The organism is Rhodoblastus sp. 17X3, from assembly GCF_030056575.1.
In the GTDB taxonomy this organism is placed as follows: Bacteria; Pseudomonadota; Alphaproteobacteria; order Rhizobiales; family Beijerinckiaceae; genus Rhodoblastus.
This window is the reverse complement of sequence record NZ_JASHHX010000003.1, coordinates 186525-208433: the sequence shown is the minus strand read 5'-3', so window position 1 is coordinate 208433 and position 21909 is coordinate 186525. Positions and strand designations below refer to the sequence as shown.

Annotated in this window: 18 protein-coding genes and 1 pseudogene; 10 read left to right on the top strand and 9 right to left on the bottom strand. The window is 64.1% G+C overall.

From position 1 onward, the window contains the following. Positions 1-99: 99 nt before the first annotated feature. From QM467_RS05245 to QM467_RS05235, 3 genes are read left to right on the top strand one after another with little or no spacing between them, the layout of a single operon-like run. The gene (locus tag QM467_RS05245; protein ID WP_283365247.1) at positions 100-1779 is read left to right on the top strand and encodes a pyrroloquinoline quinone-dependent dehydrogenase; all 1680 of its coding nucleotides are present in this window, start codon (positions 100-102) and stop codon (positions 1777-1779) included. Positions 1780-1836: 57 nt separating this feature from the next. Further along, on the top strand, positions 1837-2190 hold the full coding sequence (locus tag QM467_RS05240; protein WP_283365246.1) for a c-type cytochrome: 354 nt from the start codon (positions 1837-1839) through the stop codon (positions 2188-2190). A gap of 19 nt (positions 2191-2209) precedes the next feature. Continuing rightward, complete coding sequence (locus QM467_RS05235) at positions 2210-3091, top strand: transporter (RefSeq protein ID WP_283365245.1); 882 nt, start codon at positions 2210-2212, stop codon at positions 3089-3091. Positions 3092-3220: 129 nt separating this feature from the next. Here the strand turns inward: QM467_RS05235 and QM467_RS05230 are convergent, their stop codons facing one another. From QM467_RS05230 to QM467_RS05220, 3 genes are read right to left on the bottom strand one after another with little or no spacing between them, the layout of a single operon-like run. Next, positions 3221-3922 carry an SDR family NAD(P)-dependent oxidoreductase gene (locus QM467_RS05230; RefSeq protein WP_283365244.1) on the bottom strand — a complete coding sequence of 234 codons (702 nt, stop codon included), beginning with the start codon at positions 3920-3922 and terminating at the stop codon, positions 3221-3223. A gap of 36 nt (positions 3923-3958) precedes the next feature. Beyond that, complete coding sequence (panE, locus tag QM467_RS05225; protein ID WP_283365243.1) at positions 3959-4885, bottom strand: 2-dehydropantoate 2-reductase; 927 nt, start codon at positions 4883-4885, stop codon at positions 3959-3961. 11 nt (positions 4886-4896) lie between these two features. Then, entirely contained in the window at positions 4897-5376 is a 480-nt protein-coding gene (locus tag QM467_RS05220) for a MaoC family dehydratase (RefSeq protein ID WP_283365242.1), read from the bottom strand. Between the two features lie 125 nt (positions 5377-5501). Between QM467_RS05220 and QM467_RS05215 the strand changes: the two genes are divergently transcribed. Then, on the top strand, positions 5502-5948 hold the full coding sequence (locus QM467_RS05215) for a winged helix-turn-helix transcriptional regulator (RefSeq protein ID WP_283365241.1): 447 nt from the start codon (positions 5502-5504) through the stop codon (positions 5946-5948). A 5-nt stretch (positions 5949-5953) separates the two neighbouring features. On the opposite strand, the gene QM467_RS05210 is transcribed toward QM467_RS05215, so the two are convergent. Then, a complete protein-coding gene (locus QM467_RS05210) occupies positions 5954-8269 on the bottom strand; it encodes an HAD-IC family P-type ATPase (RefSeq protein WP_283365240.1) in 2316 nt (771 codons plus the stop codon). 193 nt (positions 8270-8462) lie between these two features. On the opposite strand from QM467_RS05210, the gene QM467_RS05205 reads away from it, so the two are divergent. Continuing rightward, on the top strand, positions 8463-8882 hold the full coding sequence (locus QM467_RS05205; RefSeq protein WP_283365239.1) for a CopG family transcriptional regulator: 420 nt from the start codon (positions 8463-8465) through the stop codon (positions 8880-8882). A 70-nt stretch (positions 8883-8952) separates the two neighbouring features. Continuing rightward, positions 8953-10101 carry an extracellular catalytic domain type 1 short-chain-length polyhydroxyalkanoate depolymerase gene (locus QM467_RS05200; protein ID WP_283365238.1) on the top strand — a complete coding sequence of 383 codons (1149 nt, stop codon included), beginning with the start codon at positions 8953-8955 and terminating at the stop codon, positions 10099-10101. 52 nt (positions 10102-10153) lie between these two features. Here the strand turns inward: QM467_RS05200 and QM467_RS05195 are convergent, their stop codons facing one another. Further along, positions 10154-11458, bottom strand: coding sequence for an AmpG family muropeptide MFS transporter (locus QM467_RS05195; protein ID WP_283365237.1), 1305 nt, complete (start codon positions 11456-11458; stop codon positions 10154-10156). Between the two features lie 237 nt (positions 11459-11695). On the opposite strand from QM467_RS05195, the gene QM467_RS05190 reads away from it, so the two are divergent. The 3 genes and pseudogenes from QM467_RS05190 to QM467_RS05185 all read left to right on the top strand — a co-directional run bounded on the left by QM467_RS05190 (position 11696) and on the right by QM467_RS05185 (position 13413). Next, complete coding sequence (locus QM467_RS05190) at positions 11696-12169, top strand: GNAT family N-acetyltransferase (protein WP_283365236.1); 474 nt, start codon at positions 11696-11698, stop codon at positions 12167-12169. A 309-nt stretch (positions 12170-12478) separates the two neighbouring features. After that, a pseudogene (locus QM467_RS19900) lies at positions 12479-12637 on the top strand (transposase); the annotation flags it as partial. 101 nt (positions 12638-12738) lie between these two features. Then, positions 12739-13413, top strand: coding sequence for a phosphoribosyltransferase (locus QM467_RS05185; RefSeq protein WP_283365235.1), 675 nt, complete (start codon positions 12739-12741; stop codon positions 13411-13413). A 46-nt stretch (positions 13414-13459) separates the two neighbouring features. Here the strand turns inward: QM467_RS05185 and QM467_RS05180 are convergent, their stop codons facing one another. The 3 genes from QM467_RS05180 to QM467_RS05170 all read right to left on the bottom strand — a co-directional run bounded on the left by QM467_RS05180 (position 13460) and on the right by QM467_RS05170 (position 17126). Next, positions 13460-13687, bottom strand: a complete 228-nt coding sequence (locus tag QM467_RS05180; protein ID WP_283365234.1) for a hypothetical protein — start codon at positions 13685-13687, stop codon at positions 13460-13462. 67 nt (positions 13688-13754) lie between these two features. Continuing rightward, positions 13755-15233, bottom strand: a complete 1479-nt coding sequence (locus QM467_RS05175) for a glycoside hydrolase family 15 protein (RefSeq protein ID WP_283365233.1) — start codon at positions 15231-15233, stop codon at positions 13755-13757. A gap of 66 nt (positions 15234-15299) precedes the next feature. Then, positions 15300-17126: an ABC transporter ATP-binding protein/permease gene (locus QM467_RS05170; RefSeq protein ID WP_446737733.1), complete on the bottom strand. Its 1827-nt coding sequence runs from the start codon at positions 17124-17126 to the stop codon at positions 15300-15302. A gap of 159 nt (positions 17127-17285) precedes the next feature. On the opposite strand from QM467_RS05170, the gene QM467_RS05165 reads away from it, so the two are divergent. Beyond that, complete coding sequence (locus QM467_RS05165; RefSeq protein ID WP_283365231.1) at positions 17286-19433, top strand: glycoside hydrolase family 3 N-terminal domain-containing protein; 2148 nt, start codon at positions 17286-17288, stop codon at positions 19431-19433. Positions 19434-19506: 73 nt separating this feature from the next. Here the strand turns inward: QM467_RS05165 and lon are convergent, their stop codons facing one another. Further along, entirely contained in the window at positions 19507-21885 is a 2379-nt protein-coding gene (lon, locus tag QM467_RS05160; RefSeq protein WP_283365327.1) for an endopeptidase La, read from the bottom strand. Between the last annotated feature and the right edge of the window lie 24 nt (positions 21886-21909).

Genomic DNA, 21909 nt, shown 5'->3' with positions numbered 1-21909 from the left:
CAGTGACGTCAAAGGCGTTCCAATCCTGCGCGAGCGATCGCGCAGGCAAGGCGCCGCAATGCCTAAACCAAACCAAAAAAGTCAAAGAGGAAGCGCTCAATGAAGTTTCAGTCCAATATCCGCCTGCGCCTGTTCGCCCTCGCCCTGCTCACGACCACGGCTCCTTTCGCGGCGCGCGCCGAGACGGTCCAAGCCATGGGCATGGCCTCGCCCAACGACTGGCCGCAATATCACCGCACCGGCGCCGCCTGGCGCTACAGCCCGCTCGACAAGATCAACAAAAGCAATATCAAGAATCTGAAAGTCGCGTGGATCGCCCAGCCGGGCGACATCACCTCAGGCCTGCAGGCCACGCCGATCGAAGTTGACGGGGTGCTCTATTACATCGGCCCGTATAATCACGTTTACGCCCTCAACGGCGAGACGGGCCAGATCATTTGGCAATACAAGCCCAAGCTCGCCCCGATTTCCAACGATTCATTTTACGCCGCCACAAGTCGCGGCGTGACAGTGGGACGGGGAAAGGTCTTCATCGGTTCGCTGGACGGTCGCTTCATTGCTCTGGACCAGAAGACCGGCAAGGAAGCCTGGTCGCAACAGCTGATCGACCAGAAGAACATGTATGCAGCGGTCTTCTCGTCGCCGCCGCAGCTCGCGGGCAATGTCTTGTATGGCGGCTCGACCGGCGGCGACCAGCCCACGCGCGGCAAGATCTGGGCGGTCAACGCCGACACCGGCGAACCTGTCTGGACCTTCGACACGATCGTACATGATCCGAAGAGCTGGCCCGGCAAATCGGGCGATGTCGGCGGCGGCGCCGCCTGGCTGCCCGGCAGCTATGACGAAACGACCGACACGATCTATATCGGCATCGGCAATGCGTCGCCGGACTTTTGGGGCGCGGACCGCGAGGGCGACAACAAATATACCAGCAGCCTGCTGGCGCTCGATCCCAAGACCGGCAAGCTGAAATGGGCCCGCCAGGAAATTCCGCATGACGTCTGGGATTATGGCGCTCCCTACGAGGCGGTGCTGCTGCCCACGGGCGACCAGAAGTCGCTCGTCCATCTCAACAAGAGCGGCCATGTCTTCGTCATGGACAAGGACAACGGCGATCTCAGGAACGTCTGGCAGCTTATCGACGCTCAAAACACGATCAAGGAGATCAATCCGAAGACAGGCGAACTGATCGGCCGCAACGAACCCTCAGCGACCGAGACGAAGCTGCTCTGTCCATGGCTGCTGGGCGGGCGCAGCTGGAACCACGGCGCATACAGCCCCAAGACCGGCTTCTGGTACACGAACACGATGGAAGCCTGCAATACGGCGATCGCGAAGAAGGACGATCCAAATTCCTTGAAAACGGTCACAGCCTTGTCTCTTGGCGCCGCCGAACTGGCGACCGTGGCGCCTCCCGGCGCCAAGCCGCTCGGTCGGCTGGTCGCGCGCGACCCGGTGACCGGCGCCAAGAAATGGAGCGTGGATTATCCCATTCCCGGACTGTCGAGCGTGCTCGCGACTGCGGGCGGCCTCGTGTTCAACGCGGATGTAGAGGGCAACATCTTCGCCTACGACGACGAAACCGGCAAGACCTTGTGGCATTTCAATGCGGGCTCGGGGGCGCGCGGCGGTCTGATCAGCTATTCGATCAAGGGCAAGCAATATATCGCCGTGCCCACCGGCCTCGGCTCGGCCGCCGTTGGCTTCATGGCCAACGCCTTCCCGAAAGTGAAGGAGCTGCCCGCGGGCGCCGCGCTCGTCGTTTTTTCCGTGGACTGAAGAAGGGTCGGGACGGCGCGCGAAAAGCGCCGTCCCGGTCTCCATCGGAGAATAAATATGGTTCGTAAATTGATTCAGGTCGTCTGTCTTTGCCTGGCTGGTTTTCCAGGCGTTGCATGGGCAGGCGAAACGCCGCCGTTCGATCTCAACGATCCCGCTCGGATAGAGGCTGGCCGAGTGCGCTTCAGCGGCTCCTGTACTGGATATTGTCATGGCAACGAGGGAAGGGGCGGAAGGGCCCCGGACTTCATCAATCGCAATGACTTCGACGCCGACTATTTCTTCCGCACGATAACGAACGGAAAACGGGACTCCGGTCTCATCATGCCGCGCTGGGGAGATACCTACTCGCCCGAAGAGATCTGGGAGTTGGTGGCCTATCTGCAATTCCTGAGCAAGAAGAAAACTTGACATTTTTGGAGGGAAACCGATGAGAACAAAATCGACGACAATTCAGAGCCTTGCATTGGGCGCGGCGATGCTGATCCCGCTTTGCGCAACTACGAACGCAATCGCGTCCGATATCACCTTCGCGGTGATCGGGCCGCAGGAATATAATCTTCCGGTCAATTTCAAGGACCCGTTCAACGTCTTCGTCCAATATGGCGAATTCAACAGCACGAACCAGGCCTGGAGCCCGTCGGGCGGACTGTACAAGACTCCCAACACGGACCTTTTCGTGGGCCTGTCCAAATATGTCCGGTTCTGGACCTTCGACAGCATACCGAACGTCGGCTTCGCCTATGAAGTGATCGTGCCGGAGGTGATGGTCACCGGTCCCTTCGACGCCGTCAAGGGCATTGGCGACCCGCTGACCGGCCCAGCGGTGTGGTTCAAGCCCACCAAGGACACAACCCTCGGCCTGCAGAGCTTCGTTCAGATCCCGATCGGCCAGACCGAAGTCAGCAATCACTATTGGGCGAATTATTCGTCCATCTTCTTTGACTGGCAATCGCCCCTGCTGGCATTTACCGGAAATGCGGGCGCGGTTTTCCGCTCGATTCAAAGCGCCCCCGGATCGCTCCGCGTCAATGAGGGCACGACGTTACATACCAACCTGCGTCTTAGCTGGAAGGCGACGACGTTCTGGGAGCCCTTCGTGGCCTTCGACTGGCAGACGACGGGCGGCGCCAATTACGCGTATGGCGGCGGCGTCGCTGCGCTGGCGAACCAGGAAACGGCGCTCGGCGCCGGCGTCATGGCTCATTTCTCCCCCGTTGCGTCGCTCACGTTGCGCTATTCGCGCGGCGTGGAAGGCTACAACACGGGCTTGACCAACGCGGGCTACCTGAAATTCGCCTATGTCTGGTGAGGTCGCCACTCCCCCGGCAGGTTGATGCGACGGCCCGGCGACTGCCTCCTCCCCCCTCCCCAGTCGTCGTGGCTGCGCATCGTGAAATCCCGGCTCAGGCCGGGATTTCTTCATTGAGGCCTCGAGGCCCTAAAACGTCTCGACCCAGGGCCGCAGCTCGACCTCGAACGACCAGGCGCTGCGCGGCTGGCGCAGCACATCGACATAGGCCTGCGCGATGGCGTCGGGATCGAGAAAGCTGTCGGGCCTGCCGGGCGGGTCGGCGCGTCCCGGTCCACGCACGGCGCCGTCGATGATGAAATGGGCGACATGGACGCCTTTCGGCCCAAGCTCGCGGGCCACGCTCTGGGCAAGGCCGCGCAAGGCGAATTTGCTCATCGCGAAACCGGCTGAGAGCGGAAAGCCTTTCACGCTCGCCGTCGCGCCAGTGAACAGGATCGCGCCGCCGCCGCGCGGGACCATCCGTTTCGCCGCCTGCTGCGCCACCAGAAAGCCGCCGAATGCGCCTATGGCGAGCGCCTTTTCGACCATCGCCGGATCAAGCTCCGCGATCCCGCCGCGCAGGCGGGCGCCGGCGTTGAAGATCACGACGTCGGGCGCGCCGAGCCGCGCTTCGACCGCGTCGAACAGGGCCGCGACCGATTGCGCGTCCGAGGCGTCCGCGCCAAAGGCGACGGCCCCCGTCTCGGCGCACAGGGCGTCGAGCTTGCTGATGTCGCGCGCGGCCAGCGCCACCTTGACGCCGAGCGCGGCGAGCTTGCGCGCGACGGAGGCGCTGACGCCGGGTCCGGCGCCCACGATCAGGGCCGTGCGATAAGGAAAGTCGCTCATTTTCGTTGCCTCGTTCAGTCGGCGTTCTGTCGGGTTTTACGCCTCCCGCTGGCGGCGCGCCTCATAGGCTTTGGCGTGGGCGTAGGCAATGCGCAGCAGCATAGGCTCGCCGGCCTTCCCATCGGCGCGGCGCAGCAGGTCGCCCAGAATCTGGTCAGCCTCGATGCGCGCGCCAGCCTCGATATCGCGTAGCATCGAGGCGGTCATCGGCGACCCGTGTTGCGTGAGGATCTGTCGCGTCATCTCGACATGGCCCTGCCGCGGCGGAAAGCCGTTGCTTTCCGCGATCAAAGCGCATTCGTCGAATAGACCTGCGGCGATATCGCCGGCGCCGGCGGCGACGATATCGCCGATCGCCGCGCGCATCAGGCAGGTTGCGCCCGCCAGCGCCGCGATGAAAATCCACTTCTCCCACATTTCCTGCCGGACGGACACGCTTTCCCGCGCATCGAAGCCGACGCCGGCAAAGAGTTCCGCCACCGCCGCGACGCGCGGCGAACGCGCGCCATCGAGATCCCCGAAGGTCAGGCCATGCGTCGTGTTGAGGTGCGAAATGACGCCATCGCCGCTGAGCGTCGCGGAAATCATGCAAAGGCCGCCGAGCACTTTTTCGGCGGAGAAACGCGCCGACAGGGCGTCGATATGCCTCATGCCGTTGAGAAGCGGCAGAATGGTGGTTTCGGGTCCGACCGCGGCGGCGAAGGACTCCATCGCGGCTTCGAGATCATAGGCCTTGCAGCTCAGTAGAATGAGGTCGTAAGTCCCGTCCAGGTTCTCCGCAGTCGCCAGTTGCGGCGCGGCGAGGCGCCAGTCGCCAAGCGGGCTCAGGATCGTCAGCCCGTTTTGCCGCAATTCGGCGGCGCGTCGGGGACGCACGAGAAAAGTGACGTCGCGCCCGGCCTGCGCCAGCCTGCCGCCGAAATAGCCGCCGACCGCGCCGGCGCCGATCACAAGAATCCGCATGCTGCGCGCCCTCAATTTTCAGCCGACGCGCCACGGCGCGGCGCAATCAGTTTCGCGGTCAGGATCTGCACGATTTCTCCACGCTGGTTGCGGGTTTCGCTGCGCACTGTGACCATGCCACGATCCGCCCGCGAGCGCGACGGGTTGATCTCGACCACCTCGCTTTCGACGGTCAGTATATCGCCGGGCCGGGTCGGCCTCGGCCAGGCGATCTCGCCGCCCGCCCCGATGATCCCATTGGCGATAAAGGCGCCGTCGCCGACGAGAAGCCTCATGGTGACCGCCGCGACATGCCAGCCCGACGCCGCCAGCCCGCCAAAGAACGTATCTTGCGCCGTCGCCTCGTCGGTATGAAACGGCTGGGGATCATATTGCCGGGCGAAGGCCTTGATGTCCTCGGCGGTCAGCTCGCAGGACGCGCTGACCACCCGCTGTCCGACAGACAGGTCTTCGAGAAAGGCGGGGGGCTGATGAGCGATCGTAGCGGACATGGCCAACCTCGGTCGGATAAACACTCGTAACTTGCATGATGATAGTGACGGACTAAATTAGAGCGGAATAAGCGCATCCTGCAAGCTCGGACAGATTTCAAATGAAGCGAAAGCCCTTTGGAGAAATGCAATGTCCAATTGCCCGCAGCCTTGAGCGCGTCGGCGAATGGTGGAGCATTCTCATCTTGCGAGACGCGCTGAACGGGCTGAAACGGTTCGACGAGTTCCAGCGCAGTCTCGACATCGCGCCCAATATGCTGACGCGGCGGCTGCGCGCTCTGGTGGACGCCGGCCTGCTGGAGCGCCGCCTCTATCAGGAGCGTCCTGCGCGCCATGAATATGTGCTGACCAATTGCGGACGCGACTTCCGACCGGTCGTCATCGCGCTGCTCGCCTGGGGTAACCGGCATTTCGCGCCCGAGGGGCGCGCGGTCAGCTTGGTCGACAGGGAGACGGGGCTCGAGGCCGATCCGATCCTGGTCGATGCGGTCAGCGGGCGCCCCATGAGCGACCCGATCTTCAAACTTGTCCGAAGTCCAAAGGAGGCGGCGCGCGGCCGCCAGTCGTCATGAAGAGCTCACGCGACCGTCAGCCGCCGGAACAGAAAAAGCTTCACATTGTCCAGAACCAGCGCAAAAGCGACGGCGGCAACAAACAGACCGGCGAGCACGGCGAAGGGCAGCGGGGCCATGAGGACGCCGTTCAGCGCGAGCCCGCCGATGAGCGTGAGATCGATGGCGGAGGACAGAATGAGCCAGCGGCCGGGGCGCGAACTCCAGAGGCGGCGCCTTTCGCGCGCGACGTAAAACACCGCCTGACTGCTCAACACAAGAGTCGCGACGGTAAAGGTGCGCAGCGCCAGAATGTCGAGGCCAAGCATATATTTGCCGGTTAGCAGGCAGGAGACGCAGAAAAGCAGGTCGACGAAGCCGAGAATGATTCCAGCGATCGTCAGATGGCGAATGCGCCAGACATTTGGAGTTGATGATGGCCGCACATTATCCGTGGAAGAGGACATGGCGAGGAAATCGCCGGTAATCATCATCAGCACCATCAGCATTGGCGTCAGGATGGCGTGACCGGTGATCATCAGCCCGGCGGTCAGAAACAGCACCTGCACGACCTTGTGGATGATCGAGCGGAGCGTATAGGTCAGGATGCGCTGGAAGGTCGTGCGTCCTTCCTTGACCAGGGCGACGACGCCGCCGAGGCCCGGCTCGGTCAGAACGGCGCCGGCTGCGGATTTGGCGACGTCGGTCGCCGCGGCGACAGCTATGCCCATCTGCGCCTGACGCAGGGCCGGCGCATCATTGGCGCCATCGCCGCACATGCCGACGATCCGCCCTTCCCGTTGCAGCGCCTTGGCGAGACGAAACTTGTCCTCCGGCAGCACGCCGGCGAAAATGGCGTATTTTTCCGCCGCAAATTGATCGGGCAGCGGCGTTTCCGCCCAGGTGGGGCCGACAATGCCGACGGCCGCCGCGACAAATTCCGCCGTCGTCCTGGCGTCGCCCGTCGCCATGACAGTGCGCACGCCCAGCGCGCACAATTCGGCGACCAGCGCTCCGGCGTCGTCGCGCGGCGCGTCGTTGAGCGCGACAAGCCCGGCCAGTTCGAGCCTGTCCGGCGCGCCGGACGCGACGGCGAGCACCCTGAACCCCTTGGCCTGCAAAGCATTGACGCGCGTTGCGGCGCCTATGACTGGCTGCGACAGTCCGGCGACGACCTCATAGGCGCCTTTGACAATGCCAATCGCGTCTCCATTGGCCAGACGCGCCGTGGCGCCGGAGCGTTTCAAAGCCGGATCGAAGGGCGAGAAAGCCTCCAGTTTCAGGCCATCGGCGATGGGTTGCCGGGAGGCGGCAAGGCGGATGGCGGCGTCCACCGGATCCTTGCCGCCATCGGAACTCGCCAGAGCCGCCAACGCCAGCACATGCGCGGCGTCATGTCCCGCCATGGTCTCGACCGAAGCCACGGCCAGTTCGTTGCGCGTTAGGGTCCCTGTCTTGTCCGCGCACAGGACGTCGATGCCGGCGGCCTCGTCGACCGCCGACAGCCGCGTCGGCAACACGCCCCGCGCCGCCAGCGACCGCGCGCCGATCGCCGAGGCGAGCGTGAACATGGATGGCAAAGCCACCGGGATCGACGCGAGCACGGCCACGAGCAGCAGTGGGATCACTTCCGCCAGAGGCAGCGGCAGCCAGAGCGCATAGGCGCCCAGCACGATCGTCACCGCGCCATTGAACATCACGAGATTGCGCACGATGCGCAGAATGGCTTTCTGCTGCGAGCTTTCGACCTTGGCCGTGCTGACAAGCTCCGCTGTGCGCCCGAACCTGGTGCGCGCTCCCGTCGCGGTGACTTCCGCCAGGGCTTCGCCGCGCCGCACCAGCGCGCCCGCATAGGCCTCGGCGCCCGCGCCCGCCTCGACCGGAATCGACTCGCCCGTCAGCATGGACTGGTCGAGCAGGATCGATCCTTCGATGATCCGCACATCGGCCGGCGCCACGGCGCCGAGCGACAGCTTGACCACATCTCCCGGCGCAAGTTCGGCGACGGGCAGATTGGTCCAGGCGCCATCGCGCTTGACCGGGGAGATCAAGGCGAGTCGCGCCTTGAGGGCTTCGAGCGTCGCCTGCGCCCGGCTTTCCTGAAAAAAGCCCAGCGCGGCGTTGAAGACGAGCAGGAAGGCGATGATCGCCGCCTCGACATAATCGCCAAGCGCCAGTTGCAGCAGGATGGCGGCTTCGAGCATCCAGGGAACCGGGGCCCAAAGCTTTGTGATCGCGCGGCGGAGCGGATGTTGCGCGACGTCGACAAGCGCGTTGGGGCCGCCCTCCGCCACGCGGCGGCGCGCCTCGTCCGTCGTCAAGCCAATCGACGGATCAACCATGAAACATTCCTTTGCCGATCGCCGGACGCCTTGCTGGCTCGCGCAACGGCCGCCGCGCGCGTGAAATTACGCAACGCGAGGGATGGCGCCAAGGCTATCTCTCGCGTCCGAACCAGGCGTTTTAATCCTCCCTCTTGACGCCGATCATTTCCATCCTATATCCATCCATATGGATGGTGGCAGGATGATTGTGATGACCGGAAATATTCAGGAGCTTCGCCCGCGAACGCCCGAAAGCGAGAAGATCACGATCAATTTGGGCTATGTCGATCTTGGCCATATCGACTTGCTGGTGGAGGAAGGCTTTTTTTCCAACCGCACCGATTTCATTCGCACCGCAATCCGCAATCATCTCGACCGCCATCAGGAGGCGGTGAAGCAATCCGTCAGCCGGCACAAGCTCGACCTCGGCTTGCGGCGATACAGCCGCGAGGACCTTGAGGCCGCCCGGGCGCGCGGCGAAAGGCTTCATATTCAGGTCCTCGGGCTGGCGGTGATCGCCAATGACGTCCCGCCTGACCTCGCGGCCGAAACCATCGCCTCCATTCACGTCCTTGGCGCCTTGCAGGCCAGCCCGGCGGTGAAAGCGGCGCTGTCCGGCCGCGTGACCTAGCCGCCCCATCTCGAAATCACAGCCCGCGCCTTCCCGCGCCGCTATTCCCGCTGACCGAGGAATTCAGATCATGAACGCTCCATCGAAGATCGACATGCTTGCCGCAGCCCGCCTCACCCGCGAGGGTCGACTCGAAGAGGCGATGAGCGTCTTGCGCCGCGCGCTCTCAAGCGCTCCGCCCTCCAACGCCACGCCGGATTTCGAGGCTCCCTCCCCGTCCCGAACGCTGGCAGGCCTGAGCTTGCCGCGGATCTCGATTCCCGAGGCCCTTGGCGGCCTCGTCGAGCGCCTCGGCCGCCTTCGTCCGGCGCCCGGACTCGACGAGGCTTTGGCGCCCGGCGCCGCCCCCGCGCCTACCCCTCATCCGGGCGGATCGCGTTTCGAACAGCGCAGCTTCGCCAATGCCGCCGGCGCTCGCGCCTACAAGCTCTATGTGCCGGGCGGCTATAATGGCCAGCCCCTGCCGCTTGTCGTGATGCTGCATGGCTGCGCCCAGTCGCCCGAGGATTTCGCCGCCGGCACACGGATGAATCATCTGGCAGAGGAGCAGACCTTCCTGGTCGCCTATCCGGCGCAACCGCAGTCGGCCAATGCCGGGAAATGCTGGAACTGGTTCAAATCCGGCGATCAGCAGCGCGATCGCGGCGAGCCCTCCCTGATCGCGGGAATCACGCGCCAGATCATGGAAGAATTTCCGGTCGAGCAAGGGCGCGTCTATATCGCCGGCCTGTCAGCCGGGGGCGCGGCGGCGGCGATCATGGGTTCGGCCTATCCTGACCTTTATGCGGCGATCGGCGTCCACTCCGGACTGGCCTGCGGCGCCGCCAGCGACATGCCGTCAGCCTTCACGGCGATGCAGAAAGGCGGGGCGCCAGCCGCAAGATCGTATAGGCCCGAAAGCGCTGTCCCGGCCATCGTGTTCCACGGCGACCGCGACACCACGGTCCATCCGCTCAATGGCCATGAGGTGATCGCGCAGGCAAAGGCCGGGGCGAAGCTTGAGCCGAAAGTCACCGGCGGCGTCTCGCCCAGCGGGCGCAAATACACCCAGACAGTTCATGCGGACGCGAGCGGGCGGCCAATGGCGGAGCATTGGGTTCTCCACGGATCCGGCCATGCCTGGTCCGGCGGAAGCGCCGCGGGGTCTTACACCGATCCGCATGGCCCGGACGCCAGCCGGGAAATGATGCGCTTTTTCGCGCATCATCGGATCAGATAAACGCGCTCAAGACCAGAGCCGGAGGCCGCCGCCGCCCCGGCTCTTCCTGCGTCTAGCCGGCCGACCCATGCCGTTCGGGATCCGGCGTCACGGCGGGGTGCAGACGCACCACATACCAGCACAGCAGCGCGACCGGGATGCCGATCAGCGAGGTCGCCACGAAGAACATCGTGAAACCCGTATGCGCGATGACAAAGCCCGACGAGCCCGCGAGCAGGCTGCCGGGAAAGGCGCAAAGCGAGGTGAGCAGGGCATATTGGCTCGCCGCAAGCTCGGTCGCCGTAAGCGACGACATGTAATTGATGAGAACTACCTGCGCGAAGGCGTAAGCGAAACCTTCGATGCTGACGGCGACGGCGAAGCTCCAGAAATCGCCGCCGCCATCGGCGGCAAGCCAGGCGAGGCTCAGATGCGCGGCCGATCCCGCCACCGTGCCAACCAGCAGACTCGGAATCAGGCCGATCCTGCGAATGACATAGGCGCTGAAGAATGTGGCGGCGAGCGCGATCCAGAAGCCGAATAATTTGGTCACCGTCGCAATCTCGGTATCCGAATAATGCAGGCTCTTGAACAGCGGAATGGCCATGGCGCTCGAAATATAGCCAGGCAAGCGAAAGCCCGCGATCATCAGGAAGATCGGCAGGGCCAGCGGCCCGAGCCGCGTGATCATTTCCTTGATCGGCGCGATGACCGTGGCGACAAATCCCGGATGCTTGTGGCTGACCGTAAAATCGGACTCGGGCTCCGGCGCGGTGAAGGCCGAGACCGCGCCGATCAGCATCAGGCCCGCCATGAAAAAATAGGCGGTGGACCAGCCATATCTGTCGGCAAGCAGCAAGGCGCCGGCGCCGGCGGCGAGATTGCCGAAGCGATATCCCATCTCGCTGATAGCCGTCATCACGGATTGCTTGGCGACGGGAACGGAAGTGATGCGCCAGCCGTCGATGGTCACGTCCTGCGTCGCTCCCGCGACCCCAAGCGCCAGCGAAAAAGCCACGGTGTAGCCCAGGAAATGCGCTGGATCGCCAAAGGCGACGCCCATCAGCGACAGCATCACAGCAATCTGCGAGAGGATAATCCACCCGCGCCGGCGCCCCAGCAGCGCGCTGAAAACCGGCGCGTCATATTTGTCGAGGAACGGCGCCCAGATGAATTTGAGCTTATAGGCGATGGTGAGTTCGCTCATCAGCCCGATGGTCTGGATCGGAACCTGCGCGTCCGACAGCCAGGCGGCCTGTGTCGGATAGACCAGCAGATAGGGCATGCCCGCGCTGAAACCGAGCCCCAGCATCGCCAGATAGCGCCGGTCCGCCGACAAATGGGCGAGAAGGGTGTCCTTTTCGGGAACGGTCGTCATACGCATTTCCTTCGCCAGCGGCCGAGGCCAGGGAAGGCTACACCGCCATGCGCGAACCGTCAGCCATGGCGTAACGCGACCAGAACAACTCCGGCGAACCGAAGCGCGTCAGGAGACGCGGTCGCGGTAAAAGCGCCCCTCAATTCTCGATTTTGCTTTAGAAGAAGTTTTTCAGAGCCTTTTTCAGCGAGCGCGGCGCCAACGAACATGACCAACTTTCCGCCCTCGTGGCGGCCAATGGCCGCCGCCGATCTTGAAACGGTCAGCCGGATCGCAGGCGAGGTTCACGCTTCACTGCTGGAGCGTCCTGACGTGCTCGCGGAAAAATTCCGCCTCTTCCCGCAAGGCTGTTTCATTTTTGAAAGCGACAAGGCCATCCTTGGCTATGCGATTTCCCATCCGTGGACGCTGCGCGCGATTCCGCCGCTGGATGGGTTTCTCAATGAACTGCCGAAGGCGCCCGAATGCCTGTACCTGCATGACGCCGCCCTGCTCCCGGAGGCTCGGGGACATTCCGCATCGCCTCGATTGATCGAAGAATTGCGACGAGTCGCAACATCGATCGATCTGCATTGGCTCGCGCTGGCGTCTGTCTATCAAACCTATCTTTTGTGGGGCCGTTTCGGATTTTCAACCGTCCAGGATCCGGCCCTGGCAGACAAACTGAGTTCTTACGGCCCAACCGCGAAATATATGACAGCGCCGGTCTGAGACATTTCCCGGACCAGACCAAGCGTCGCGACACAGGCCCGGATCTCGCAGCCGTGTCGAATGAGCGACAACAAAAGAAGAAAAAGAATGGTGGGAGAGGTAGGACCAGCATACGAAACGAACTTCAATAACTTACGCGTGGTGCGACAATCAGAAGGCGACCATATGACATGAATGGTTCCCATAGAGCGTTGTCGCACCTCTGGGAGGTCTGATCCGAGCAGGCGCGACGCTTGAAAAAGACATCAATGTCGGGGGGACCTTGCCCCTTGGAAGGCCCTCTTTCCGAGCTCGCCCCGTCGGGAGGAGATGGAGATGAGGAAGAGCCGTTTCAGAGACGAGCAGATCATTGCATTCCTGAAGGACCGTCTGGTGGGAATTGCTGTCGTGGGCGTCCGCCGCAAGCACGAGATCAGCGACCCGACTTTTTTTTATGGCTGGCGCTCGAAATACGGCGTCATGGAAGTGTCGGAGGCGGCGCCAATCGGTTGCCGGGCCGGCCTCTCGCGCGATAATTTTCGAGCGGGCGGCGGACCCTTGGCGGCGCCCTGGTTTGACGGGAGGCGATCATGCCGTTCAGAAACAGATCGGATGCGGGAAAGAAACTCGCGGTGGCCCTCAAGCGATATGACGGACAGAATCCTGTCATTCTCGCCTTGCCTCGCGGCGGCGTCCCCGTGGCGGCGGAAGTCGCCGCCGCGTTGCGCGCCCCTCTGGATCTGGTGCTCGTGCGCAAGATCGGCGTTCCGATGCAGCCGGAACTGGCCATGGGCGCAGTGGTCGACGGCGTCCCTCCCATCATCGTCCGCAACGAAGAAATAATTCGGGAGGCCATGATCAGCGAGAGCGAATTCAAGCAGGTTTGCGATGTGGAACTTGCTGAAATTGCCCGCCGGCGTCGCCTCTACCTCGGCGATCGCCTGCCCGTCGAGGTGAAGGACCGCATCGCGATCGTGGTGGATGACGGGATCGCCACCGGCGCGACGACAAGGGCGGCTCTCCGCGCGACCCGCATGCGCGCGCCGAAGAAACTTGTTCTGGCGGTCCCGGTCGCCGCCGCCGAGACTTTGAGAGAAATTCGCCGCGACGCGGACGACGTGATCTGTCTGGAGGATTACGATTTTCTCGGCGCGATCGGCCTGTATTATTCCGATTTCCGGCAGACGCGCGATGAGGAGGTGATCGACGCATTGGCGCGCTTACCCCCTGCATTGGGCCACGGTGGAACCAACAGCGCCCTCTGAACCAAAGGTGGGGCGCGCCTGCCCCCCAAAGTGTCGCGCCGTCTTTTCACCCGTTTCCGGTTTCGTCGTCCTCAAAGACGGGCGGACCCGACTGGTCGTTATTTTCGACGCTTTCAACCGGGACGTTTTCTTCCTCGGGCGTTTCCGTCTCGGCGTCGACGGGCTCGCTCTCGATCAGCTTCGCCGGCTCGTCGAGATTTTCGTCATGGGAATGGCGGCGTTTTGGTTCTCTGGGAGCGTTGGCTGCGCTCCTCTCGCCTGAAATGGTTTTCATGCGCTTTCTCCTTGGCTGTGGCGTGCGATGAGAGGGGCGCGCGTCCCGTCGGCGTTTGCGGCGAAGTTCAGACGGCTTCCGAAGAGCGGATCGCCTCCCTCCTGCAGGCAAAGGCAGTGATGAAGGCGGCGTAGCTCCACGCCAGGTTCTTCGCGGAGGTCGGGGCGCCGTCGATCTGGGAAAATTGCTCCGACAGTTCTCCCGACTCCGGCGCGTGGGCGCGCACCATGGCCATGAACATGTCGCCGTAAGCGACCAAGGCCTTGCAAAGCGACGGCCTGTAGCCCGTTTCGAGCGTCGCCGCGGCCAGCGCCTCCGGCGGCAGCCCTAGCCAGCCCGCCAAAATTGCGCGGTTTTCCGACGAAACCGCAACGGCCGCGCCAGTCCCTACGGCCTCAGCGAAGCAATAATAGAATTGTGCGGCGGCCAGCGTCGAAAAATAATAGGCGCCGCCGCTGAAATATTTGTCGTTGGCATAACGCCCGATGGCGGGAGCGCAATCCAGGGCCCGACGCCAGTTGATGGGATAGTCCATGGCGAAAAGCTGTTCGAGCGCGACCATTGTGGCCAAAACCTTCGGATCGAGCACGCTATGCGAACCGTCGCGGCGGTCGGCGTGGATCACGCCAAAAATCACCGCGATGTCGAGCCTCATGGCGAAGGGATGGCGCGGCTCGCCCGGATCTTCATTCGCGGGCGTGAGATAGACGCCGGCATCCGCGTCAAAATGATCGTCCAGGCCGCGGGCGATCGCCTCCGCCGCCTCGCGCCATTCTTGCGCGCGCTGCGCCTCGCCCAACTCTTGCGCCCATGCCGCCCCTTCCCGCAGCGCGGCGTGCTGAACGAGGCGGGTGTAATAGTGGCGCCCGTAATTCTCCTCCCAGAGATCGTAACAAGGCTCCCGCCAAACCGCGCAGGTAAAGGCGATATCGCGTTCGAGCAGCGCGCGCATTGACGCCGGACGCATGCGCGAACGCAAGGACTCAAGACGCCAGAAACGCAGAACGGCGAGCGCGCGCAGCGCGGGACCGTCGTTCTGCGGGCGCGACCATCGGAAGATGTCGAGCGTCCCGTCAGGGGTGAAGCGCACCTCGCCGAGAACGCGGTCGCCGACGACCGAGCTAAAATCTCCATCGTCGCGGACGAATTTCAGAACGTCCGGATCGACTTTTTGCCGAAAATCGTCAAGCCGCAGCAATGCGGGACCGTCAAGCTTATTGAGGGCGAGGCTGAATTCGACGAAATCGTTGAAATGGTCCAGCGCGCCCGGCCCCAGCGTCCGGTCCTCGATCAATTCGCGCAAGGCGTCGATGACGAGAGCGGAATCGCGCAGCCAATGGAAAAAATAGTCCGGATTGGGATCGTCTTCGCCGAGTTCGGGCGAGGCCAGCACCGAGCCGCGCGCGGGCCGGACCGTCTGTCCGAAAGCGAGGCGCTGCTTGACCAGATGCGTCGCCGAGACGGCGCGGAGCATGGCGGTCGCGCTGAATCGATATTGCCGCTGCATCCATTCGCCCAGAGACTCCTGTCCGTGCGCAGCGTGCATGATTGGCCTCAATTCAGGCGCGGGCTTTGAAAGCCGAGCCGGCGCAACGTGAAGGCTAGCCGTCGATCATGGCGACGTTGGGGCCTGAGGAGACGGGCCAGGCGTCGTCGCGAAATTTCGCGCCGCAGGAACGATCAGGCATTCGCCTTGCGGCTCCCGGTTCAAGTACAGAATTCGCGTGAAAAAGGCTTCGTCGGCTTGCGAACCGGAAATGCAGACGAGGCCCGCCGTCGCCAACTCGTGCCTGAAAATGTCGAACACGGCACGGCGCGCCACCGGCGAAAGCGCGTCGATCGCCTCGTCGACGAACACCCACGACGGCTTGTGCAGCAGCAGGCGCGCAAAGGCGAGGGCCTGTTGTTCGGGACCGGTCAGATCCGTGTCCCATCGTGCGGCGCGATCGAGCAAGGGGGCGAGATGACCCAAGCCGATGCGCGTCAGAACGGCGAGGAACTCCTGCGTCGTGAAGTTTTTCGCCGCTTCGGGATAAGCGAGGACATCGCGCAAGGTTCCGTCGGGAATATAGGCGCGCTTGGGCATGAACATGACGCCGTCGGTCGCCGGCAAGCGGATTTGGCCACTTCCCCAGGGCCATAGGCCGGCGATCGCGCGGAACAGGCTGGTCTTGCCGACGCCCGGCGATCCAACGATCAGCACATGCTCGCGGGCCGCGATTTCTATCCGCGGGTTATCCAGAATCGCGCAGCCGGATGGCGAAATCACTCTGAGATCGTCGAAATGAAGATCGCCGTCGGCGCTTTCGACAAGTTCGATGCGGCTTGCATGCTGGCCGAGCCGGTCCAACTCCTGCAGGGCCTGGCGAAAGCCGCCGACACGAAAAAGAGTGGCGCGCCAATCGGCGATGGCGCCGACATTGTCGACAAACCAGCGCAACGACTGCTGCACCTGATCGAAGGCGCCGACGGCCATCAGCAATCCGCCGAGCGATAGATTGCCGGCGAAATAGGCGGGCGAGGCGACGATGACCGGCGCAACGATCAAGAACCATCCATACCCCGCGGTGATCCAGGTCAGGCCGGTCGTCGCCCCGACGATCCCGCGCAAGATCACGAGAAGGCGCCCGAGTTCCTGCAGCAGCCGATTTCTTTCACCTGCCTCGCCGCGATAGACGGAGATGCCCTCGCTGTGCTCGTTAGCGTGCACGAGGGCGAAACGGAGATTGGATTCGCGGGCATAGCGTTCGGCGTTGAGAGCAACGAGCGGTCGGCCGGCGCGCCAGCCCGCCAGGGAGGCGGCGCCCGCCAAAAGAAACGCGCACCAGACCATGTAGCCTGGAACGCTGAAACTCAGGCCGTCGATTGAGAACACGACCCCGGACGACAGGAACCAGAGCACGCCGACGAAGCAAACCAGCAGCAGCAAGGCCTGAAACAGGCCGACGCCCAGATCCGTCGAAAGGTCCGCCAGGTGGCGGGCGTCCTCGTGGATGCGCTGGTCCGGATTGACGCCGATCTTGCCCGCGCCGGCAATAAGAAAGGCGCGTTTGGAGTTGAGCCATTGTTCAACGAGATCGCGCGTCAGCCCTTCCCGCAATTTCATTTTGGCCGTCAGGTTCAGCCACATCTGGCCGACGTTCAGAACGAGCAGGACGCCGGCGAGCGCCGCGAAGAATTCAAGCTGGACAACGAAAGCCGCAACGTCCTTGCGCGAAAGGGCGTCGTAGAACTCTCTGGTCCACCGATTGAGGCCGATCTGCGCGGCGGCGGTTGCGCCGACCACGACGACGAGCCCCGCGACCAGCCCCATCAGCTTCGTCCGCTCGGGCGAATGGCGAAAGAGCTCAAGCAACGACTTCAATTGCGAAGCGAGGCTTACGCGCGAGGTACGGCTATCGCCCGCGTCCTGAAGCGCCGTGTCGGGCTGTTCCACCATAAATCCTCGACCGGAATGCCTTCGTGGCCTATAACATCACCGACATGTCCCATCGGCAAGATCGATCGCCATGCCACGCTTTCTCGCCGCCTCCCGCCCCTTCGGATTTTCGCCGCTCTTGAAGACGAATGGTCGCGCCGGGTCGATACGGACGCCGCGATGAACCGGATCGACAAGCTGCTCGCCAGCATGACGCTCGACGAGAAGATCGGCCAGCTCAACATGGCGACAGCTGGTCAAGCCGTCACCGGACCCATCGTCGGCGCCCCGACGACCGAGGCCATTCGCGACGGCAAGGTCGGCTCCCTGCTCAACCTGTTTGGAAGCGAGGCCACGGCGCGCTACCAGAAGCTCGCGGTCGAGCAGACGCGACTGGCGATCCCGCTGCTTTTCTGCGCCGATGTCCTGCATGGTCACAGGACGACCTTCCCGATCCCGCTCGCCGAGGCGGGCCTGTTCGATCCCGAAACGTGGGAGCGCACGGCGCGCGCGGCGGCCGCCGAAGCCGCCGCCGAGGGAATCGCTCTCACCTTTGCGCCAATGCTGGACATAGCGCGCGATCCGCGCTGGGGGCGGATCGCCGAGGGACCGGGGGAAGATCCTCGGCTGGGCGCACGCTTCGCGACGGCGAAGGTCCGCGGCTTTCAAGGAGCCGATCTGGCCGCGCCGGAGTCGATCGCCGCGACCGCCAAACATTTCTGCGCCGGCGGGGCCGCGGCGGCGGGGCGCGAATACGCGGCTGTCGATGTTTCCGAACGCACGCTGCACGAAGTCTACATGCCGCCTTTCCGCGCGGCGGTGGAAGCCGGCTGCGCCGCGATCATGCCCGCCTTCAACAGCGTCGCCGGGGTTCCGATGACGTCGAACTTGCGGCTGCTGCGCGACTATCTCAGGCGGGAGCTGCGGTTCGATGGCGCCATCATCAGCGACTATGACGCCATCGCCGAACTGCTGATCCACGGCGTCGCCGCCGACCGCGCCGAAGCCGCGACGCTGGCGCTGAAGGCCGGCGTCGATATTGACATGGTCGGCGGGGTTTACCTTGCCCATCTGCCGGAGGCCCTGGCTCGGGGGCTGGTCGACATGGACGACATCGACGCCGCCGTGCGGCGCGTGCTGACGCTCAAGCAAAAGCTGGGCCTGTTCGACGATCCCTACCGGCGCGCAGCATCGGCGGCGCACCAAATGCATCCAGAGGACGAACTGTCGGCCGACGTCGCACGGCGGTCAATCACCCTGCTCGCCAATCACGACAATATTCTGCCGCTGGCTGCCGATCTGCGTCGCATCGCGGTCATAGGCCCGCTCGCCGACGCGCCCGCGGAAATGCTCGGGCCGTGGTCGCTCGCTGGCGACCCCAACCGTTGCGTCACGATCCTCCGGGGCTTGAGAGCCGCCCTGCCCCTGTGCGAGATTGCTTACGAGCCGGGCGTGAGCTCCAAAGGCGAAGAGGAAGGCGACATCGCCGCGGCCTGCGCTCTCTGCGCGCAAGCGGAGGTCGTCATCCTGTGCGTCGGCGAGACGGCGGACATGAGCGGCGAGGCGGCGAGCCGGGCGGCGCCGGGCCTGCCGGGCCGGCAGCGCGAGCTTGCCGAGGCTGTGCTCGCGACCGGCGTTCCGGTCGTCGCGCTGATTTCGTCCGGCCGTCCGCTGATGGTTTCCTGGCTACGGGACAAGGCGCGCGCGATGGTCGCGACCTGGTTCCTGGGCGATTTCGCGGGACATGCGGTCGCGGACGTTCTGACGGGGCGTTTCAATCCGACGGGACGGCTTGCCGTCACCTGGCCGCGCGAGGTCGGACAGATCCCGATCTATCATGCGGAAAAGCCGTCCAGCCGGCCCGCCAACCCGGCCGAGCCCTTTTCCAGCAAATATATCGATCTCCCGGTCGAGCCCTTGTTCCCCTTTGGCCACGGCCTCTCCTATACGCGGGTGACCTTGCGGAACCTGCGCGCCAGCCGCCACGAATTTTCACGAGGAGACAGCCTCGAATTCGAAATCGACGCGGTCAACGAATCCGCCATCGCCACCGAAGAAACGATCTTCCTGTTTGCGCATGACCTCGTGGCGAGCACGGCGCGCCCGCTGCTGGAACTGAAAACCTGGGCCAAAGTCACGCTCGCGGCGCGCCAGACGAAAACTGTCGCGCTGACGCTCTCCGCCGAAAGCCTCCGCTGCCTCGACGACGATTTCAGGCCGGTGCTCGAACCGGGCGAGTTCGACATTCTGGTTGGCCTGAACGCCGATCGCAGGACCTTGCTGACGACGCGTCTGCGCGCTCTTCCGCACGGCGCCCGGGAAAGCTGAGCGGGCCGCGAAACTTCCGTTCCCTCGCGCGCCAAACCACGGCCATCCGGAAGGCGCTCCGATCGCGGCGCGATCATTTATCCGCGAGACGAGTCTCAAGCGCAGCGTCAATGGCGTCGTCGACCCGCTCCAACCAGATGAACTCCAGTTTCCCGCGCGCTTCGTCCGGGATGTCATCGAAATCCCGACGATTGCGCGCGGGCAGCATCACCCGCCTGATGCCGGCGCGCGCCGCCGCCGTGACCTTCTCCTTGATGCCGCCGACAGGCAGCACCAGCCCGCGCAGGGAAATTTCGCCGGTCATCGCCGTATCGCTGCGAACCGTGCGATTGGCGAGGAGCGAGACCAAAGCGGTAAAGATCGCGACTCCCGCGCTCGGCCCGTCCTTCGGTGTGGCGCCGGCGGGCACATGAATGTGTATATCGCTCTTTTCAAGGACTTCCGGCTCAATCCCGAAGGACTCGGCCCGGCTCTTGACGAGAGTCATCGCCGCCTGCGCGCTTTCGCGCATCACCTCGCCCAGCTGGCCTGTGAGGACCAGAGCGCCACGGCCGGGCGAACGCGCGGCCTCGATAAACAAGATGTCGCCGCCAACCGGCGTCCACGCCAGCCCGGTCGCAACGCCCGGCACGCTGGTGCGCATCGCCAGCTCGTCCTCGAAACGCGGCGGCCCCATGATCGAAGCCAGGTCTCCGGCGCCGATGCGCACTTGAGCGACGCTGCCTTCGGCGATCTGCACCGCCGCATGGCGAAAGGCGCGCCCGATCTCGCGCTCAAGACCGCGCACGCCTGCCTCGCGGGTATAGTCGCGGATAATGCGCCGCAGGGCCTCGTCGTCGATCTCGACCTGCTCCGGCTTCAGGCCATTCGCCTCAAGCTGGCGGGGCGCCAGGTACCGGCGGGCGATCTCAAGCTTCTCCCCGTCGGTATAGCCGGCAAGGCTGATGATCTCCATGCGATCGCGCAGGGGACCCGGCACAGTGTCGAGCATATTGGCGGTGGCGATGAAGACGACGCGCGACAGATCAAACGGAACGCCCAGATAATTGTCGCGGAACGTGGCGTTCTGCTCGGGATCGAGAACCTCCAGCATGGCCGCCGCCGGATCGCCATGAGCGCCCTGCCCCATCTTGTCGATCTCGTCGAGCATCATCACGCAATCGCGCGCTCCCGCCTTGCGGATCGACTGGATGATATTCCCCGGCAGGGCGCCGACATAGGTGCGGCGATGGCCGCGAATTTCGGCCTCGTCATGCACGCCGCCGAGACTGACGCGGACGAAGGCCCGTCCCATCGCCCGGGCGATGGACTGGCCGAGCGACGTCTTGCCGACGCCGGGCGGCCCGGCGAAACAGAGGATGGGCGCCTTGCCGCCCGGCGCGAGCTTGCGCACGGCGAGATATTCGACGATCCGCTGCTTGATCTTTTCCAGCCCGAAATGGTCGGCGTCGAGAATTTTCCGCGCCAGGGCGATGTCGATCGGCTTCGGCTCCGGCAAGGCCCAGGGAAGTTCGATCAGCCAGTCGAGATAGGTCCGCGCCGGACCCGCCTCGCCGGCGCCTTCGGGCATTCGCTCGTAACGGCGCAATTCGCGCCGCGCCTGCTCCTCGATATCCGCCGGCATGCCAGCGCGCGGAATTTTTTCGGCCAGTTCGCGCACTTCCTCGCCGCGTCCGCCCTCTTCGCCAAGCTGACGCTGGATCGTCGCCATCTGTTCACGCAGCACCGCCTCGCGCTGGCGCTGATCGAAGGCGGCCTTGGTCTGCTGGCCGATTTCATGGGTCAGCCGCAACACGCCAAGCCGTTCCGCCAGGAATTTCGTCACCTTGTCGATGCGCGCGGCGAGATCGATGGTTTCGAGCAATTCCTGCCTGTCATTGGCGCCGATGTCGATATAGGCGGCGACGACATCGGCGAGCATTCCCGGCGCCTCGATCGCCTGCACCGTCTCGATCAGCTCGCCCGGCGCCTGCGGCATCAATTGCAGGGCTTCCAGCGCATGCCGCTTCAGATTGAGGAAGCGCGCCTCGACATCGGGCGTGCGGGTCTCCGGCTCGTCAATGCGCTGGATGCGCGCGACAAAGATGGGCCGCTCCTTTACGAAATCCGTCACGCGGAATCTTTGTTCGCCCTGCAGGACCAGATGGTGCGTTCCGTCGGGCGCGTTGATGTAGCGCAGCACATTGGCGACCGTGCCGGCGCGATGCAGATCGACGGCGGAGGGCTCCAGCGTTCCGGCGTCGCGCTGCATCAAGACCCCGATCTGGCGTTCTTCACGCACGGCCCGTTGCGCCGCCGCGATCGAGCGTTCGCGGCTGATGGCGATCGGCATCACCGTCCCAGGCATCAGCACCGTATCGCGCACCGGCAGAATGATCAGGCCGTCGGGCGGAACGGGTTCCGGGCCGCGCGCGGGCCCTGTTCCGGTTTCAGTGTCTTCGGCTACAGCCATCTCAGATTGCGAAACCATGCGAGC

What these genes read in the sequence shown, in the direction of transcription:
- panE (WP_283365243.1), bottom strand. Translation starts at nt 4,885, where the DNA reads ATGCGGATTCTTGTGATCGGCGCCGGCGCGGTCGGCGGCTATTTCGGC.
- QM467_RS05200 (WP_283365238.1), top strand. Translation starts at nt 8,953, where the DNA reads ATGAACGCTCCATCGAAGATCGACATGCTTGCCGCAGCCCGCCTCACC.
- QM467_RS05195 (WP_283365237.1), bottom strand. Translation starts at nt 11,458, where the DNA reads ATGACGACCGTTCCCGAAAAGGACACCCTTCTCGCCCATTTGTCGGCG.
- QM467_RS05230 (WP_283365244.1), bottom strand. Translation starts at nt 3,922, where the DNA reads ATGAGCGACTTTCCTTATCGCACGGCCCTGATCGTGGGCGCCGGACCC.
- QM467_RS05245 (WP_283365247.1), top strand. Translation starts at nt 100, where the DNA reads ATGAAGTTTCAGTCCAATATCCGCCTGCGCCTGTTCGCCCTCGCCCTG.
- QM467_RS05165 (WP_283365231.1), top strand. Translation starts at nt 17,286, where the DNA reads ATGAACCGGATCGACAAGCTGCTCGCCAGCATGACGCTCGACGAGAAG.
- QM467_RS05185 (WP_283365235.1), top strand. Translation starts at nt 12,739, where the DNA reads ATGCCGTTCAGAAACAGATCGGATGCGGGAAAGAAACTCGCGGTGGCC.
- QM467_RS05235 (WP_283365245.1), top strand. Translation starts at nt 2,210, where the DNA reads ATGAGAACAAAATCGACGACAATTCAGAGCCTTGCATTGGGCGCGGCG.
- QM467_RS05175 (WP_283365233.1), bottom strand. Translation starts at nt 15,233, where the DNA reads ATGCACGCTGCGCACGGACAGGAGTCTCTGGGCGAATGGATGCAGCGG.
- QM467_RS05220 (WP_283365242.1), bottom strand. Translation starts at nt 5,376, where the DNA reads ATGTCCGCTACGATCGCTCATCAGCCCCCCGCCTTTCTCGAAGACCTG.
- QM467_RS05240 (WP_283365246.1), top strand. Translation starts at nt 1,837, where the DNA reads ATGGTTCGTAAATTGATTCAGGTCGTCTGTCTTTGCCTGGCTGGTTTT.
- QM467_RS05215 (WP_283365241.1), top strand. Translation starts at nt 5,502, where the DNA reads ATGCAATGTCCAATTGCCCGCAGCCTTGAGCGCGTCGGCGAATGGTGG.
- QM467_RS05170 (WP_446737733.1), bottom strand. Translation starts at nt 17,126, where the DNA reads ATGGTGGAACAGCCCGACACGGCGCTTCAGGACGCGGGCGATAGCCGT.
- lon (WP_283365327.1), bottom strand. Translation starts at nt 21,885, where the DNA reads ATGGCTGTAGCCGAAGACACTGAAACCGGAACAGGGCCCGCGCGCGGC.
- QM467_RS05180 (WP_283365234.1), bottom strand. Translation starts at nt 13,687, where the DNA reads ATGAAAACCATTTCAGGCGAGAGGAGCGCAGCCAACGCTCCCAGAGAA.
- QM467_RS05205 (WP_283365239.1), top strand. Translation starts at nt 8,463, where the DNA reads ATGACCGGAAATATTCAGGAGCTTCGCCCGCGAACGCCCGAAAGCGAG.
- QM467_RS05190 (WP_283365236.1), top strand. Translation starts at nt 11,696, where the DNA reads ATGGCCGCCGCCGATCTTGAAACGGTCAGCCGGATCGCAGGCGAGGTT.
- QM467_RS05210 (WP_283365240.1), bottom strand. Translation starts at nt 8,269, where the DNA reads ATGGTTGATCCGTCGATTGGCTTGACGACGGACGAGGCGCGCCGCCGC.